Genomic DNA, 17,431 nt, shown 5'->3' with positions numbered 1-17,431 from the left:
AAAAATTAAACTAGTTTAATAAAATTACTTTTTTACCAGTTTTCTGCGAAGCATGCTTAGGAAGACAGGAGTAATGCCTAAATATGCGGCCAACTGTTTCTGAGAAATCCGCTGTGCGATCTGGGGGTATCTTTCTATAAAATACAAATACCTTTCCTCAGCAGAGCTGGAAAGGTATTCCCTGATTCTATTTTGTTGGGCTATAAATGCATTTTGAAGAATAATCCTAAAGAAGCGTTCAAATTTCGGGACCTTTTCATATAGCCGCTCTAAATTTTCTTTTGTGATTTGCAGAATTTCGCTGTCTTCTAAGGCTTCAATAAAGTAATCAGCAGGTACTTGTGTCAAAAAGCTGTATAGATCGCTTATCCACCAGTTCTCTATTCCAAACATCACAATGTGTTCAGCACCATTTTCGTCTATACTGTAAACACGCAAACACCCTTTTGTAATGAAATTTTCGGTCCTGCAGATATCACCCTGTCTCAGTAAATAGGCTCTTTTTTTTAATGTTTTTAATTGAAGTAAAGAAACAAAGAAGTCAGCCTCTGTTTTATCGAGTTGAATATAGTTAGTAATATTTTGTAGGATCAAATGAATTCCCATAATTTATCTCCTAAGCAAGTATGAAATGCAGAATCCTTGAAAGTGTGAAATTACTTTTCACCATTAAATGTAATAACTATATTTAGATTTCGGGAATTAAGCATTAACATTTGAGTAAGTAAATAATCTGAGCAACGATGCAGTAGCTGATGACATAAATATAAAATGGTATAAAAATGCAAAGCTATATTTTTAACCTCTGCTCCACAAGTTTTGGGATTGATCCCAAAACTGATATGAATTTGGAGTGAAAAATGCTTTTAAAGCAGAAAAGCTCAATTTCGTTATGAAACTGAGCTTTTCTAAGTAGTGGTATGGGCCGGGATCGAACCGGCGACACATGGATTTTCAGTCCATTGCTCTACCGACTGAGCTACCGTACCTACTTCCCGTTTGGGATTGCAAATGTAGTGTCTTTTTTTGGATGACAAAATCTTTTTTTAAAATAATTTCATTTTGGTGTATTAGTGGTTGATTATCTGTGTGTTTATTTTTTTTCATTATTCTCTATTCAAGCTTTTTTCTTCTGTTGATTCGGTATTGATTTGGGGAAATGCGCATATTTTTTTTGAATAATCGTGAAAAATGAAAAGGGTCATCATAACCAAGAGACGCAGCTATCTCTTTTACCTTAGTTTCTGAATTGTATAGCTGTACACATGCCCTCTGTAATTTTAGGTGAATCAGATAATCCATAGGAGACATGCCTGTGGACTTTTTAAACATTTTTGAAAAATGTGAAGTGGACAAATTGTTTTTATTCGCGAGGTCTTCAACTGTAAGTTTCCCGCTTAAATTGCTCTTCATATATGCTACAGTTTCTTTTATCATATTTTTCTCGTCCTGAACTTTAACGTTACTATGCTTATCGGGATAAAGAAAAGTAGCCAGAAGATGATACATGCATAGATTTGTGTTTGTTAAATTTTCTTTACTATAACCAAGTTCTAAATTTTGGTACATGGATTCCCAAATCTGAATGCCCTTTTCATTTAATAAAATTTGTTGTGCACCATCATAAAGATTGATGTTAAATCCCTTGTTAAAGGAATCAATATCCTTACCGCTAAAATGTACCCAATAGATTGTCCACGGATCATTTATATCTGCCCCATAGCTCATCGGTACTTTTGTAGCGGGTACAATAATAAACTCATTCGGTCCAACATCTAAGCGTTTGTTGTTAATGATGAACCATCCTTTTCCTCTGGTACAATAGATCAGTATATTATCGCTACAGCCTTCAGGCCTCTCTCTGTAATGGTAGGCTGCTTTAGGGAAATAGCCTATGTAGGTAACATAAAGCTGATTCATTATGGGATTACCTTTAATTGCGCTTTTCCATGCTGATGCCGGGATACTGATGTACTTTTCTCCCTCAAATCCATCCTGTATTTTTTTCTCGTTCATACGCTGTGTATCTAACAAGTATAAGGATTATTCCTCTTATTTGTTTGATTCCGTTATTTGATTGGATTAATCATACTTAATTTTGGAATGCTATTTTATTTGCCAATTCTTAGTATGTGAAGAGGTTGCTGGTGAGTGAATAGTTCATGATGATGAATGTATCTACTATTTTTTTATTTGGGATCTTCACCTATTTTTGCTTAATACCGTAACTTTTTTCAGTAGAGAATAAGATAGTTTAATCCATTCTTTTTCAAAGTTTGTGCATTTTAAAAGAAATCAATGTCAGCTATTTTTACCTTCACATAACAACCAAGTATATCAAACCGAATGATCAAAAAACTATTTTCGCTATTTTTTTTATTAGCCTTTGCTACTTTAAATATCAGTGCACAGCAAAAACCATTAAAATTATGGTACGATAAACCTGCACAAATGTGGGAAGAAACCTTACCTCTCGGTAACGGAAGATTAGGCATGACTCCTGATGGCGGGATATCGAAAGAGAAAATTGTATTAAACGACATTACACTTTGGTCTGGGGGGCCTCAGGATGCTAATAATTACGAGGCTTACAAAAGTTTGCCGAAGATAAGAGAGTTGATACTTCAAGGAAAAAATGATGAAGCACAGGATCTTGTAAACAAAGATTTTGTTTGTAAAGGGCCAGGGTCTGGAGGTGTGCAATGGGGTAAATACCAGGTGCTGGGAGAGCTTGAGATTGATTTTAGCTACGGAAACCTAAAGCCTGCTGAAGTAACTCCTGAAGCATATCATAGAGAATTATCTCTGGATAAAGCGATTGCCAGCTGTAGTTATCGGGTAAATGGCATAAACTATAAAAGAGAGTATTTTACAAGTTTTGGTGGCGACATTGATGTGATTAGAGTAACTGCTGATAAACCTGGAAAGTTAAATTGCAAAATATCTATCGGCCGATCAGAAAAATCAGCAGTAAGAACTGAGGGAACTGAACTCCAAATGTATGGTCAACTTGATAATGGGACTGATGGCAAGGGGATGCAATATCAGGCTAGAGTTGTCCCTAAGTTAAAGGGAGGAAAAGTTACAGCAGATAAGAATACGCTTATTGTAAAAAATGCAACAGAATTGGTCATTTACATTTCTGCTGCGACAGATTTTAAAGGATTTGCTTTTAAAGAGAAAACAAAGCAATTATTGTCTGCTGCTTTGAAAACTCCTTATGAAATCCAAAAAAACAAACATGTCGCAAATTACACCAAGCTATTTGAAAGAGTAACCATTGATTTAGGAGAGGGTAAATCTGCAAAGCTTCCAACCAACAAAAGATTAGAACTTTTTTATAAGAACTTTGCCGATGACAAATCTTTACCTGCCTTATTTTTTCAGTTTGGCCGATATTTAAGCATAAGCAGTACCCGAGTAGGCTTGCTTCCCCCAAACCTTCAGGGCCTATGGGCAAACCAAATCAATACGCCATGGAATGGCGATTACCATTTAGATGTGAATGTGCAAATGAACCATTGGCCGGTTGAGGTATCAAATCTTTCAGAATTGAATTTGCCATTGGCAGAACTTGTGAAGAGTCTTGTAAAACCAGGAGAGAGAACTGCAAAAGCATATTACAATGCCGATGGCTGGATTGCACATGTTATTACCAACGTATGGGGCTTTACAGAACCAGGAGAGAGTGCCTCTTGGGGGGCAACCAATGCAGGATCAGGCTGGTTGTGTAATAATTTGTGGGATCACTATGCTTTTAGTCAAGATATTAATTATTTAAAAAGCATTTATCCGGTTTTAAAAGGCTCTGCTGAATTCTATAAAAGTGTACTGATAAAGGATCCCAAAACAGGTTGGTCAGTAACCTCGCCATCTGTATCGCCAGAAAACACGTTCTACCTTCCAAACGGCAAAACAGCAAGTATATCAATGGGGCCTACCATTGATAATCAGATTGTAAGAGAATTGTTTACCAATGTGATCACAGCCTCAAAGCTTTTAAATGTAGATGCTGAATTTAGAAACGAGCTGCAGGAAAAACTGAAATCCGTTCCTCCGCCTGGAGTGATCAGTAAAGATGGAAGGATTCAGGAATGGATAGAGGATTATAATGAAACAGATTTACAGCACCGTCATATATCACATTTATATGGTTTATACCCAGCGTCTTTAATTACGCCTCTCTCAACGCCTGATCTTACCGAGGCTGCAAAAAAAACACTTGAAGTAAGAGGTGATGATGGGCCTAGCTGGACCATCGCTTATAAATTATTGTTCTGGGCAAGGTTACACGATGGGAATCGTGCATTCAAGCTATTTAAAGAGATTTTAAAACCCACCTTGAGAACTGATATCAACTATGGTGCAGGTGGGGGTGTTTATCCTAATATGCTTTCGGCAGGTCCTCCTTTTCAAATTGATGGAAACTTTGGTGCAACTGCAGGAATTGCAGAGATGCTAATACAAAGCCATGACGGCCTTATTGATCTTTTACCTGCTGTACCTGATGCCTGGAAGGCTTACGGATCGATTAAAGGTCTAAGAGCAAGAGGGAATTTTACAGTTGATATGAGTTGGAATGATGGCAAAATTATGAGCTATCGCATTAGCTCAAGTAATCCAAAGAAGGTAAAAGTTAAGGTAAATGGAAAGATCAGTGAAATAATAGCGTCAAGATTGTAATAAAGTTAATGGCTTCCGGCAATTAGTGGTATCTTTTCATACAAGCTAACCCTGTTTTGAGCTGAATTCGACTGGTTAGTCTTATTTTCTTCATTTTTTTAGTATTTTTCTCTAACAAACCTAAAAACTAACCGACATGAAGAAATTTTTCCTAATTTTTTCCTGTGTCTTTTTTCTCGCATTTTATGGTTTTGCCCAACAAGTTATCAGGGGCAAGGTAACAGATGCAAGTAATGGAACAGGAATTCCGGGTGCAAGTGTGCTCGTTAAAGGTGCTTCAACTGGCACCTCAACCCAACCCAACGGTTCTTATAGTATTTCAGTCCCGGCAAATGCGACAACCCTTGTTGTCAAATATCTTGGGTTTATTATTCAGGAGGTAGTCATTGATGGCCGTACTGAAATTGATATCGCATTGATGCAAGATTCTGAATCGTTATCAGAAGTGGTAGTAACCGCCCTTGGTATTAAACGAAGTGAGCGCTCTCTGGGCTATTCCACTCAGGAGGTAAAAGGTGATAACCTAACGCTTACCAAGGAACAAAATGTAATTGGTTCTCTTGCTGGTAAAATTGCAGGGGTGCAAGTTGTGGGTTCATCTGGAGCTAGTATGGGAGGTACCCAAAAGATTAAAATCCGTGGGGTTAACTCCCTTGCAGGTTCAGATCAACCATTAATAGTGATTGATGGAACGCCAATATCCAACAGTAATTTCTCTAATGGTGGTGGAGGCGCATCAGGTAGTGATGGAAGTTATACCGGTGCCGATTACGGAAACGTTGCTCAGGATATAAATCCTGACGATATTGAATCTGTGAACGTATTAAAAGGGCCGGCTGCATCAGCACTTTATGGATTACGCGGGCAATACGGAGTTATAATGATCACTACAAAAAAGGGAGCCAAAGGACCTAAAAAAGTCGATGTTCAATTTAGTTCTGCATTTTCAATTGAAAAGGTAGGGAATCTGATGCCGATGCAAAATCTATATGGTGCAGGCTCTAAACAGACCTGGAATACCCTTGATAATGGCCAGAAATATGTCCAGATGGACTATGATGAGAGCTGGGGTCCAAAAATGGATGGCACTCCAGTTAGACAGGTATTTAGTTTCTATCCTCAGGACCCTACCTACGGACAAGAAACTCCCTTTGTCCCTCATTCTAGTAATATTAAGGATTTCTTTGAAACAGGAAACAATGCGGTTAACAGTATATCTGTTTCTGGAGGTGGCGAAAATTCTACATTCAGGCTAAGTTATACCAACGGAAATATAAATGGAATTGAACCAAATACCTGGCTCAGAAGAAATAACCTAGGACTAAATACTTCCCTTGATCTAACAACTAAGCTAACTGCATCTGCTAATATAAATTATGCAGGTAATAAAGGTCAAAGACCGGCACAAGGATATGATGGAGGCTCAAGAAACTTTGTGCAGTGGTTTCAGAGGAATATAGACATGAAGCGCTTGAAGGATTACAAATATGCTGACGGCACGTTTCTGCACTGGAATTTGGATGTGCCTAATTCTGATGGCTCGTTAGATAGCTACCAGCCTTTGTATTGGAATAACCCATATTTTGAAGCGAATGAGAACTTAAATAACGATGATAGAGATCGCATATTTGGCGATATTGGCTTAACCTATCAGGTGTTGCCTGAATTGAAATTAAGTGGCTTTGTCAGAACTGACAGTTATATTCAGAATATTGAAGAACGGTCTGCCGTAGGAGGCCGTTATTTAAGTTCATTCTCTACCGGCAAATACCAAAACAAAGAAATGAATTATGAATTTCTTGGTCAGTATACTAAGACGTGGAACGACTTTTCATTAGCCGCCAATGTTGGTTCTAATATTTATACTCGCAAGTATAACTACTTACTGGAAAAAACCGAAGGTGGGTTAATTAGTCCCGATTTTTATAATATTGCAGCCTCAAAGGACCGCCCTACCGTTACATCTTACCTGCTTAGGCAACAAATAAGAAGTTTGTATGCAATGGCATCTTTTGGGTATAAAAACATCTATTATTTGGATGCGTCAATTAGAAACGATAATACATCCACTTTACCTGAAAAGAATAATTCTTATTACTATCCATCGGTTTCGGGCAGTATTGTTTTTGGTGAATTGTTGAAATGGAAGCCACTTTCATATGGAAAAGTACGACTTAGTTATGCAATAGCCGGATCAAATGTTAGTCCTTATAGAACATCATTTGTGTATGGAATTGGTGGTATCTACGATGGTCCCTTAGGAACTATAAATACTATTTATGTTCCTGATGATATTAAAAATCCAGATTTACAACCATCATTTGCGCATTCTTACGAAGCCGGTCTCGATTTGAAGTTTTTGAATAATCGTTTCGGAGTTGACTTTACACTGTATAAACAGCAAAATAAGGATCAGATTATTGAGTTAAAAGTTTCGGGTACGACCGGATTTAATACTACTATAATTAATGCAGGTGAGATAGAAAACAAAGGAGTAGAACTTACCTTAAATGGATCACCAGTTAGATCTGAAAACTTCTCATGGGATGCAGCTTTTAATTTCGCACACAGTAAAAATCTAATTAAAAAACTGGGCACAGATTCAAAAGTTTATCCAATTAGTTCAAATACCTATGCCGGTAAATCAGTGTTTCTTAATTCTTATGAACTCGGATCATATGGAAGCCTTATTGGACAGGCTTACCAACGTGATCCTGCAACTGGTAAAATTCTGCTAGGGGCCAATAATATGCCACTTTACACGCCCGCTACCCACAATTTTGGAACAGTATTGCCCCAATATACTGGTGGATTCTTAAATACATTTAACCTCTGGAAGTTTAGTATAGGCGCAATGATTGATTTTCAAAAAGGAGGCCGATTCTTTAGCTGGTCCAAAATGCTTGCTCAAAAATCAGGACAAGCAGAAGAAACCGCCGCTATGAACGACAAGGGACATAACATTCGTGATGCTGTAGCGGAAGGTGGGGGGATAAAGATTAATGGCGTGTATGCTCCAGGCACTGTAATAAATGGCACTGATGTTAGTGGACAGGAAGCCAGTCCTTATGTTGAGGCAAGGGCATATTACAGAAACACACTTGGAACCAATGTTTATGAAGAGTATTTATATGATGCCTCATATGTTAAATTAAGAGAGCTAAGTGTAGGGTACACGTTCGATAAAAAATCGTTCTCTAAACTCCCCTTCGGATCACTCAAGCTCGCCTTTATTGCCCGTAATCCTGTTATGATCTGGCAAAAAGCACCAAAAGGACTGGATCCTTCAGAATTGTCAAGCGGAAGCTCATCCATTAGCTGGCTTGAAACGGGAGGGTTGAATACCGTTCGTTCATATGGGCTTAATTTGAATATTAACTTTTAACATAGGTAGTCATGAAAAAGATAAATAAATCAGTATTATTCGTAACGGCAACCTTGTTCTTGTTTTCTGGTTGTAATAAATTCGACGAATCAATAAACAGAGATACAAATAATCCAACTGTTGCCTCTGGTACCCAATTAATAGCAAACTCAGAACTTAGTCTGCCTACTTTGAGCTCGTCGCCTCAGGGGGAATATTATGCGCAATTTCTATCAGAAGCATTATATCCGGATCTCTCTCTTTATAATAACGTCAACTTCAGCTTTTATACATTGTATACAGGCCCACTACAGAATTTGGAGTCGGTTTTAACTTCTCCGTCTTTAGTGCCATCAGAGGGGCCGGTAAGTAATCAGCTTGCGGTTGCAAAGATATTAAAGGCTTATTTCTTTTGGCATATAACAGATAGATGGGGGGATGTTCCATTTACTGAAGCCTTAAAAGGGAAAGATAATTATACTCCTGCTTACGATACACAACAATCAATTTATAGCAGTCTCTTCAAATTACTCGATGAAGCAAATTCACAAATTGTCGCAGGTGATATCTCAAACGATATTGTTTACAATGGAAACATGGGGCAATGGAAAAAGCTGGGAAATACCATTCACTTATTAATGGCACTCAGACTTTCAAAGATAGATCCGAACAAGGGAAAAGAGKAAYKMRRKAWSNCTTTGACAGGAGGAATTATGGAATCCAATGAAGACAATCTTGTCTATAAACATTTGGCGAACGCGGCTAACGAAAACTATTGGTACGATCAGGTTTCAAATCAAAACCGTAAGTGGTGGGCTTTAAGTAAACCATTGGTAGACTATATAAAACCGCTTGACGACCCAAGGCTTAAAATTTATGGAGATGCGAATAAAGCTGGAGATTATACAGGACTGGAGTTTGGACTTGTAGAAGGCGTTGATAAAAAGGATCCCTCGTTACTGGGATTAACTGTTCGTAAACAGGATGCTCCKGTTTACCTGGTTACTTTTGCTCAGGCTCTTTTTGCAAAAGCTGAAGCTGCAAAAATGAACTGGATTCCTGGGGCAGATGTCGAAGCTAAAACAAATTACGACATGGGAATTGAACAGTCCGTTCGGCAATGGAACAATGATGATGTTAGTGGTCTGGCAAAAATGAAAGCACATGCCGAAATTCAATATAATCCTGCAAATGGCCTTAAACAAATTGCCTACCAGCGCTGGGTTCATTTATTCATGAACGGTTTTGAAGCATGGGCTGAGTGGAGAAGGACAGGTTATCCTCAATTGAGTTCACCTGTAGGTAATCCAACTAAAGCAATTCCAAGAAGGCAAGCCTATCCAACAGAAGAGTCATCTAATAATAAGGCACATTATTCTGAAGCCGTTCAGCGTCAGTTTAATGGTGCCGACGATTTAACTGGACGGTTATGGTGGGATAAGCCTTAATATGCTAATTGGTTATGTCAAAATCGCTTAACATTTAGACAATTAGGTAAATCTTTTTGTAAGCAATTCATCCGTTCTTTGAATTAACCGAGACACAAGCCAAACCTGAATAAGAAACCATCGTAAACAGTACCTTAAAAGGGCTGTTTATGATGGTTTCATCTTTTTAATGCCATTTTCCTCAGTGGCATTGTCATTCTGAAATAAATCAGCAGTAACAAAGTGTTTTTAAAGCGATCGTCGAAATGACGACCTATATTTCTCCTACTGCCAGGCTGAAAAAGACGGAAGTATATTGTGGGGCGAACATTTTTTTTAAAATAAATAACCAAACGATTTGGATTAATTCTAAATAATAGTAACCTTTGCAATATCAAGAGTTTAAATGTGAACATGCAGGATTTAGTAATACTACCTTCAATTAATTTTACAGAAGTATTTAATACTAACAAAGGAGCCATCTATCAATCAGACAGTGAGAACTGCTGGTATATAGATTTTGCCGGTAAACTTGCTCGTTTCGATTATCGTAACTTACTTAAACTTAAAAAAGCAGTTTATCAGATCGATATAGAAAATTTGCTTTTAAATAGCACCAAAGCACCAGATCTTGAAATCATTTTTATCTGCGCTTGCGATCATTGCTATGTACTTTCTATCCTGGAAATTATTGCTTTAAAAGAGCTATTACAAGGTACATTTGTAATGTTAGAGCTTAATCACATCATATTCGATCGTTTGCATCGTATAGTTGCCTGATTAACTTAGAATTAGAATCTTTCCATATTACTCTAATATTATCTATTCTTAATTTATTGCATTATTTTTGATGTTACAATATCATTAAAACGATAGTAATTATGAAAGATATCATTCGCGCAAAGTGCTTACTCTCATCAGATGTAGAGACACTTATTAACCAGCAAATAAAAAAAGAAGCCCACTCATCAGCTATTTATCTTTCGATGGCGTCCTGGTGTAATCGCAATGGATACGATTTTTCATCTGATTACTTTTTCAAGCAAGCCGAAGAAGAGAGAATGCATCAGCTTAAATTCTATAAATATATTTTAGATATGGGTGGTACAGCAATTTCTCCTGATATAACAAATATCAAAATTGAATACAACTCTTTCCGAGAGGTTTTTGAAGAAGCTTTGGATCAGGAGATTAGCGTAACCCAATCTATTAAAAACATTGCAGCTCGTTGTCATAAAGAACAGGATTATGTAACTCTTGAGTTCTTAAACTGGTTCTTTAGAGAACAAAGAGAAGAAGAATATAAAGCTCGTCGTGCACTTGAATTGTTTGATGTAATCGGAGAAGAAGGAACTGGAAGATGGCAGATTGACAAACATGTTGGCCAGATTAAATACGAAAGCGAGGCTTAATCTAATTTAGCCAGTTTACCCTGGTATTTTAAGGTACATACTGATCAAACAGTATGTACCTTTTTTTGTTTATTGATAATATAGGCCATGTCAAAGAAACATAAAAAGAATAAACACTCTAAGCAGGAAAAAAAGGATAAAAAGAAAAAAGACTGCTGTGAGAAATACCTTAGAGGGAAACGATGTAAAAATTGTCCCCTGGCTTAGCTTTGTAATCCCTCATGCTTTTTTAATTCAGGATAACGTTATCGGCCAAATGATAGCACCGTCTGCAACGAGGCTCATAACTGTCCTTTTCGCCTAATAATATTTTCGATTCGCTGGCTACTTTACGGAAAGAGTACATCGCCGGACTACCACAACGAACACAAACTGCATTTACCTTTGTTACCAATTCTGCAATAGCCATTAACGCTGGTATTGGACCGAAAGGTTTACCAAGAAAATCCATATCTAACCCTGCCACAATAACCCTTATTCCCTTTTGAGCAAGTTTGTTGCATACATCAGGCAGGTCTTCATCGAAAAACTGTGCCTCATCAATACCAACAACTTGAGTATTGGCATCTAGAAGTAGTATTGAAGATGATGTTTCAACCGGTGTTGATTGAATTGAATTTAAATCGTGAGATACCACTGCATTTTCATCATATCTGGTATCTGTTTTAGGTTTAAAGATTTCAACATTCAGCTGAGCAATTTGGGCCCTTCTTAATCTCCTTAATAATTCTTCTGTTTTGCCCGAAAACATAGAGCCGCAAATTACCTCTATGCTACCGCAAAACTCTCCTCTTCTGTAATTTTGTTCGCTGAATAACATCGTATTGTAGTACTTATAGCCTGCTAATATCAGAATTTTGTAGTACTTTTGAATGGCAAGTTACCAACATAAAAAGTCAATTCTTCCGTTATTAAGTTATGATGAACCAAGGTGATATTTTCAAAAAAATAGGACAAATACTAAACGAACTCCAAGATCAATACGAGTTTTTAGCTCATAATCCGGAGCAATTGAATGAGTTAGAACTGGAACTGTTTATGGCAAATGCGAATTTTTTGTCGGATCATGTTCAAATTGTAAAGAAGTTAAATAACAATAAACCTGTAAAGGAAATACCTGAACATACTTTAGATGCAGTTGTAGAAAAAGAAGGACCTTTAATTTCTCAAGAACCAGAGGATGTTCAGGAAGTTAAGAACACCGTTCAGTCTTTTGAATTTATTTTAAATGATAATTCATCAATTGATAAATTTGACTTTGAAGAAAAGTCTGTTAATAGTATTTTCGACAGACCTTTAAGTAAAGAAGAAGAGCGTATTATTGCTGAAAAGCAAAGATTAATGGAGAGCAAGTCACAGTTGGAAACAACTGATGAGCAGCCGATCGAGAGAGTAACTCAGGAACCTTCTCTTGTAACTAATGGAATTGAAGAAGCAACAATCGACGAGGAGCCAGAACCAATTCAGGAACCCATTGTTTTTAAAGAAGAACCATTTGTTCAAGTACAGGAAGAATCAGAAGCGCCAGAACCTGCTCAAATACCTGCTCCTGAACCTGTTGCTTTTAAAGCCCCTGAGCCTACTAAAGTTTTTGTAAATGAAACTACACCCGAACAAATACAACAAGAGCCTGTGGGTAATGTAAGGCCTACCTTAAACGATATTCTGGCGGGTAAGAACAATAATAGTTCTGTTAATTTGAATTTGGAGAGCCACAAGCCAACAATAACAGATCTTAAAAAAGGGATAACCCTTAATGAAAAACTATTATACATTAAGGATTTGTTTAACGGTTATAATCTGGCTTATTCCGAAGCTATAGACCTGATCAATAAAATGCCAGATCTAAAAACTGCTGATACGTTCCTGAAAAATAACTATGCAGAGAAGAACAACTGGGCCTCAAAACAGACTACTGTAGATAAATTTTACGAATTGCTAAATCAGCGTTTTTCACAGGCTTAGATAAAGCCCATTCTGTTTGAGTCGAGCTTAAGGAATATAAACAACAATATCGTAAAACTCCAAAGCGATGATCCACCGTAACTGATAAAGGGTAGGGGTATACCAATTACAGGCACGATGCCTATGGCCATACCAATATTTATGAATACGTGGAAGAACAGGATACTGGCAACACAATAACCATATACTCTGGAGAATGTAGATCGCTGTCGCTCGGCAAGGTTAATTAAGCGAAGTAAGAGGAATAAGAACAATCCGATCACTACAAAGCAACCTACAAACCCCCATTCTTCTCCGATTGTAGAGAAAATAAAGTCAGTACTCTGAGCTGGAACATAACCATATTTAGTTTGGGTTCCCTGTAAAAAACCACGACCTGTAAGCTGGCCCGAACCGATAGCTATTTTAGATTGTATTACATTATAACCAACACCCTTTGGATCTATCTTTAATCCTAATATCAGCTCTATCCTTGTACGTTGATGCGGTTTCAAAACCTTCTCGTAGGCTAGTTTTACCACAAATAAATAAGCAATTGCAATTATTGTTACAAGAATCGCCGAAAACATAACCTTCTGTTTTCGCTTGTTTTGATAAACAAAGAAACCCCCAATAATCAGAATAGTGGGAATTAACACCTTTAATGGAACAAGGAAGTCGGCTACAAATAACACAATCATTCCTAAAAAGATCAGCAAAAAGTAACCAGACAAGCCTTCTCTGTACATCGGAAACATGAAAGCCAAAAACACAAGAGCAGATCCAGCATCAGGCTGAAGCATAATAAGCACAAGAGGAATGCCCATAATCAGTCCTGCAAAGGCTATAGATTTTAAATCTCTGAATTTAGGACTGAAGCTGCTAATATACCGTGCGAGCAATAGAGCCGTACCAAACTTCGCAAACTCAGAGGGTTGCAATCGAAACCCACCACCTAGTGATATCCAGGCCTGGTTACCACCGACATTTCTACCTACCACCAAAACAATAATGAGTAGTAGTACGGTAACGCCGTAAACAATAGGCGAGAAGACGCTAAAGAATTTGGCATCCAATAGCAAAATTGAAAAACCCAGCACCAGACCCGCAATAACGTAGATCAATTGTTTTCCGTAATTGCTGCTAAAATTAAACACAGAAGAATCAGCAGTGTTATGTACCGAAGCATAGATGTTTACGTAACCAACCGCACACAAAGCAATATAGATTAGAATAGTAATCCAATCTACATTAAAGAAGAATCTGTTGCTTTGCTGATTAGTCATTTTTTTTATCTATCACTTTTTTAGGCTCAATTGCATTAATACTTTTTTTAAGAGAATCCGCTTTTTTAGCAGAATCAATAAGGGCTGCTTTGGTTTTCACTTTTGGTTTTGGTAGCGCAGGAAGAATAACTTGTTTTTTCATCCATTCTACTCCACCTCTTCTGTTTGGAGGTATACTATCTTTAAGATACTTCTCTGTGATATAACTTGCAATTGGCGCTGCATAGGTACCCCCGTAGCCAGCATTTTCTACAATAACTGCGATGGCAATTTTTGGATTATCTCTAGGGGCAAAGCCAATAAATACCGAGTGGTTTTTGCCACGTGGATTTTGTACAGTCCCTGTTTTTCCACACATTATAATTCCATCTATTCTCGAAGCCAAAGCAGTACCCCAAGGCGAATTAACTGCTTCCTGCATCCCATCAATTACAGGCCCGAAGTGTGCTGCATCAACACCAACATAGTTCCTCTTTAGATATTCCTTTCTAATCACATGATCTTTTCCGATAGATTTAACCAGGTGAGGTTTTATATAATATCCTTTGTTTGCGATGGCCGCCATGATATTGGCCATCTGTAAAGGGGTCGCATCCATCTCACCTTGCCCAATGGCTAACGAAATTACAGTTGAATAGCCCCAAGACTTGCTATATTTTTTTGAATAATAAGAAGCGTCGTATAGCCTTCCCTTACGTTCTCCCGGTAAATCTATACCAAGGGTATCGCCAAGGCCCCACAACTTTACTTTCTTTTGCCAGTAATCATATGCTATTCTCTGATTCTTAAACTTTCTCTGCATTAATAGTTTCTGGAATACATAACATGCATAAGTATTACATGATCTGGCAAGCCCCCTTCGCAACGCGATATTTCCGTCAACGTGCTCACATTTAGTGGTGTGGTTTCCAACACGGAAATAGCCTGGACAGTTAAATGTGGTGTTCTCATCAATAACCCCTTCCTGTAGCCCAATCAGCGCATCTAATGGCTTAAAAGAAGATCCTGGCGAATAATAACCCTGTATAGGACGAATGTTAAGGACACGGTTTGGATTTTTAAGTAAATCCATATAATTATTGCCCTGTTGGCGGCCAACCATTAAATTCGGATCATAACCCGGACTACTTACAAAAGCTAGGATTTCGCCAGTAGCAGGTTCTATTGCTACTATGCTCCCTACCTTATTTTTCAGTAATTCTTCACCTAGTTTCTGGATTCTTACATCCAGTGAAGATATCAATTGCTCTCCTGAAACCGCCGAAGTATCGAATTTCCCCTCCGCATAGCTACCCTTTGGTACGTTATGCGCATCATAAAGCATATTTACTACACCCCTTTCACCTCTTAGCGCAGTTTCATAAGCTTTCTCGACACCCGTTTTTCCTATGTAATCCCCAGGTCTGTAATAGCCTTCAGATCTTTCAATATCGGTAGGACTTACCTCTTTTATATACCCTAAAAAGTGACCGGCTATGCTATCAGGATACTGCCTTATCGTTCTGCTTTGTACAAAAAAGCCAGGGAAACGGTATAGTTTTTCTGACAGGGATTGATAAATACTTACGGAAAGTTGTTTTTCAAATATGCTCGGTTGGTATCTAGACTGGTTTAAAGCTTTCTTAAAATTCTTTTTAAATTTTATGGTATCAATACCAATAATGCCACAAAGTGCAAGCGTATCAAATTCTTTTACGTCGTTAGGTATAACCATTAAATCGTATACCGGCTCATTCTGTACAAGAATCTTTTCGTTTCTGTCTAAAATAACCCCACGGGCCGGAAAAGTGTAGAGCTTCCGCAACACATTACTCTCTGCAGAAAGGAAATATTTGTCGCTAAATACCTGTATATAAAAAAGTGTACCTAATAATATCAATGAAACAACAATGAATAATCCCTGTACAATATATTTTCGGTTAAACAGATTATCCATCAGCGTACCTTTCTGTTATAAAATATAAACTCGATTAAGGTAACAAGAAACAGTGTGAAAATTCCGCTTAAGAGACACTTTAGTAGCGTGTATGAAAATTCAGTTAATCTAAATGTTTCTAAAAAGAACAGCACAATGTGATGTGCAAAAGTGCATAAAAAAGCATATAGCAGAAACCATTTGATGCCCATATTTCCCAGAGTAGGTTCCGGTTCATCAAAGCCATCCCTGCTTACCGTTACAGAAATAAATAGTATTCTTACAAAAACTAAAGCTACACAAGCTGCGGTATGAACACCCAATGTATCATAAAATGCATCAAGAGTTAAACCGGTAACAAAGGCGATTAAGTAAAGTAACAGGTTTGGAATTCCAAATGGAAGCAATAGCAAAAACAAGATGTAAACAAAAGGAGTTGCCATATTGTAGAAACTCAAATTCCTTAGTAAAAGGATTTGAAATAAAAGTAGTATAAACCACCTGACTACGTTTGTTAATACTAATCTACTGCTCATTGGGTAATTTCGCTTCTAATTCTGTTTGTTCCTTTGCTAGTTTATTTTTAATGACGTAAACGTATTGTAAGGTACTGAAATCATTGAACAGATTGATTTCAATGGTCATGAAGTTATCTCCGGTGGAGATGCCAGTATTACTAACTGTACCCACAGGAATGCCCGAAGGAAAAAATGAGAACCCCGATGTAACTACCGTATCCTTTAAACTTACTTTAAAGTGGTTAGGAATATCCTTAATATAAGCCTTTCTGTAATCGGAATTTCTGTCGCCCCATACTAACGAGCCTACCGCATTGTTTCTCTTTAGGCTTACGCTAATGTGCGTGTCCTTATGTAGTAGTGAACGTACAGTTGCTAAGTGCTCAGAAACATCCTGTACAAAGCCCACAACGCCTCTTCCTGGCGAAATGACAGGCATATTAGTTTCCATACCATCGGCTTTGCCACGGTTAATAGTGATAAAGTTATTCCGGTTGGTAATGGAGTTTTTAATAACCCTGGCCGAAAGATAAGTGTATTGAGGTACTCCGGCCGTGTCTTTTACTATAACATCCTTAGCCGTGTCTATATTTTTAAGGGCAAGTATCTCCGTCTTCAGTTTCGCATTCTCTCCTGCCAGGCTATCATTTACAGAACCCAGGTTAATGTATTTTTTTAATACATTAAGGTTGTTGTACACATCACCAACAACTTTATTTGTCGAGTTAATGGTTACACTTCGTTGGTAGGAGTTGTTTCTTACGGTAAGAACAACTCCTACAGTAAAGAAAATGATGAAGAAGAAAAATGCGTTATATCTGCTTATAAAAATCCAAAGGTTACGCATATTCTAAATATAAGAGGGAAGCCCTTAGTTTATCT

12 protein-coding genes, 1 tRNA gene and 1 pseudogene are annotated in these 17,431 nt (G+C 37.6%); 6 read left to right on the top strand and 8 right to left on the bottom strand.

Annotation, left to right across the window (positions count from 1 at the left end; translation table 11 throughout):
• Window positions 1–24 precede the first annotated feature (24 nt).
• From N824_RS22270 to N824_RS22260, 3 genes are all read right to left on the bottom strand, one after another.
• Window positions 25–606, bottom strand: coding sequence for a Crp/Fnr family transcriptional regulator (locus N824_RS22270; protein ID WP_048907338.1), 582 nt, complete (start codon window positions 604–606; stop codon window positions 25–27).
• 310 nt (window positions 607–916) lie between these two features.
• Window positions 917–989, bottom strand: a tRNA-Phe gene (locus tag N824_RS22265).
• 124 nt (window positions 990–1,113) lie between these two features.
• Window positions 1,114–2,016, bottom strand: coding sequence for an AraC family transcriptional regulator (locus N824_RS22260; protein ID WP_048907337.1), 903 nt, complete (start codon window positions 2,014–2,016; stop codon window positions 1,114–1,116).
• A 330-nt stretch (window positions 2,017–2,346) separates the two neighbouring features.
• On the opposite strand from N824_RS22260, the gene N824_RS22255 reads away from it, so the two are divergent.
• From N824_RS22255 to N824_RS22235, 5 genes and pseudogenes are all read left to right on the top strand, one after another.
• The gene (locus N824_RS22255) at window positions 2,347–4,683 is read left to right on the top strand and encodes a glycoside hydrolase N-terminal domain-containing protein (protein WP_048907336.1); all 2,337 of its coding nucleotides are present in this window, start codon (window positions 2,347–2,349) and stop codon (window positions 4,681–4,683) included.
• A gap of 136 nt (window positions 4,684–4,819) precedes the next feature.
• A complete protein-coding gene (locus tag N824_RS22250) occupies window positions 4,820–8,068 on the top strand; it encodes a SusC/RagA family TonB-linked outer membrane protein (protein ID WP_048907335.1) in 3,249 nt (1,082 codons plus the stop codon).
• A gap of 11 nt (window positions 8,069–8,079) precedes the next feature.
• Window positions 8,080–9,495 (top strand): annotated as a pseudogene (locus tag N824_RS22245) (SusD/RagB family nutrient-binding outer membrane lipoprotein).
• A 393-nt stretch (window positions 9,496–9,888) separates the two neighbouring features.
• Window positions 9,889–10,254: a hypothetical protein gene (locus N824_RS22240; RefSeq protein ID WP_048907333.1), complete on the top strand. Its 366-nt coding sequence runs from the start codon at window positions 9,889–9,891 to the stop codon at window positions 10,252–10,254.
• Window positions 10,255–10,355: 101 nt separating this feature from the next.
• Window positions 10,356–10,886 (top strand): ferritin, encoded by a 531-nt coding sequence (locus tag N824_RS22235; protein ID WP_048907332.1) that lies wholly within the window; start codon window positions 10,356–10,358, stop codon window positions 10,884–10,886.
• A 229-nt stretch (window positions 10,887–11,115) separates the two neighbouring features.
• On the opposite strand, the gene N824_RS22230 is transcribed toward N824_RS22235, so the two are convergent.
• Complete coding sequence (locus N824_RS22230) at window positions 11,116–11,706, bottom strand: thymidine kinase (protein WP_048907331.1); 591 nt, start codon at window positions 11,704–11,706, stop codon at window positions 11,116–11,118.
• Between the two features lie 98 nt (window positions 11,707–11,804).
• Here N824_RS22230 and N824_RS22225 point away from each other — a divergent pair, with 98 nt between their 5' ends.
• The gene (locus N824_RS22225; protein ID WP_048907330.1) at window positions 11,805–12,851 is read left to right on the top strand and encodes a hypothetical protein; all 1,047 of its coding nucleotides are present in this window, start codon (window positions 11,805–11,807) and stop codon (window positions 12,849–12,851) included.
• Here the strand turns inward: N824_RS22225 and rodA are convergent.
• Genes rodA through mreC form a run of 4 tightly spaced genes read right to left on the bottom strand, consistent with a single transcriptional unit; the run spans window position 12,848 to window position 17,396 of the window.
• Window positions 12,848–14,116, bottom strand: a complete 1,269-nt coding sequence (rodA, locus tag N824_RS22220) for a rod shape-determining protein RodA (RefSeq protein WP_048907329.1) — start codon at window positions 14,114–14,116, stop codon at window positions 12,848–12,850. The genes N824_RS22225 and rodA overlap by 4 nt on opposite strands.
• A complete protein-coding gene (gene mrdA, locus N824_RS22215; protein WP_048907328.1) occupies window positions 14,109–16,052 on the bottom strand; it encodes a penicillin-binding protein 2 in 1,944 nt (647 codons plus the stop codon). Before mrdA ends, rodA begins: the two co-directional genes overlap by 8 nt.
• Window positions 16,052–16,567 (bottom strand): hypothetical protein, encoded by a 516-nt coding sequence (locus N824_RS22210; protein ID WP_048907327.1) that lies wholly within the window; start codon window positions 16,565–16,567, stop codon window positions 16,052–16,054. The genes mrdA and N824_RS22210 overlap by 1 nt, the downstream gene beginning before the upstream one ends.
• A complete protein-coding gene (gene mreC / locus N824_RS22205) occupies window positions 16,557–17,396 on the bottom strand; it encodes a rod shape-determining protein MreC (RefSeq protein ID WP_048907326.1) in 840 nt (279 codons plus the stop codon). Before mreC ends, N824_RS22210 begins: the two co-directional genes overlap by 11 nt.
• Between the last annotated feature and the right edge of the window lie 35 nt (window positions 17,397–17,431).

This window comes from Pedobacter sp. V48, from assembly GCF_000523515.1.
Taxonomy (GTDB): Bacteria; Bacteroidota; Bacteroidia; order Sphingobacteriales; family Sphingobacteriaceae; genus Pedobacter.
This window is presented reverse-complemented; position numbering and strand designations above follow the sequence as displayed.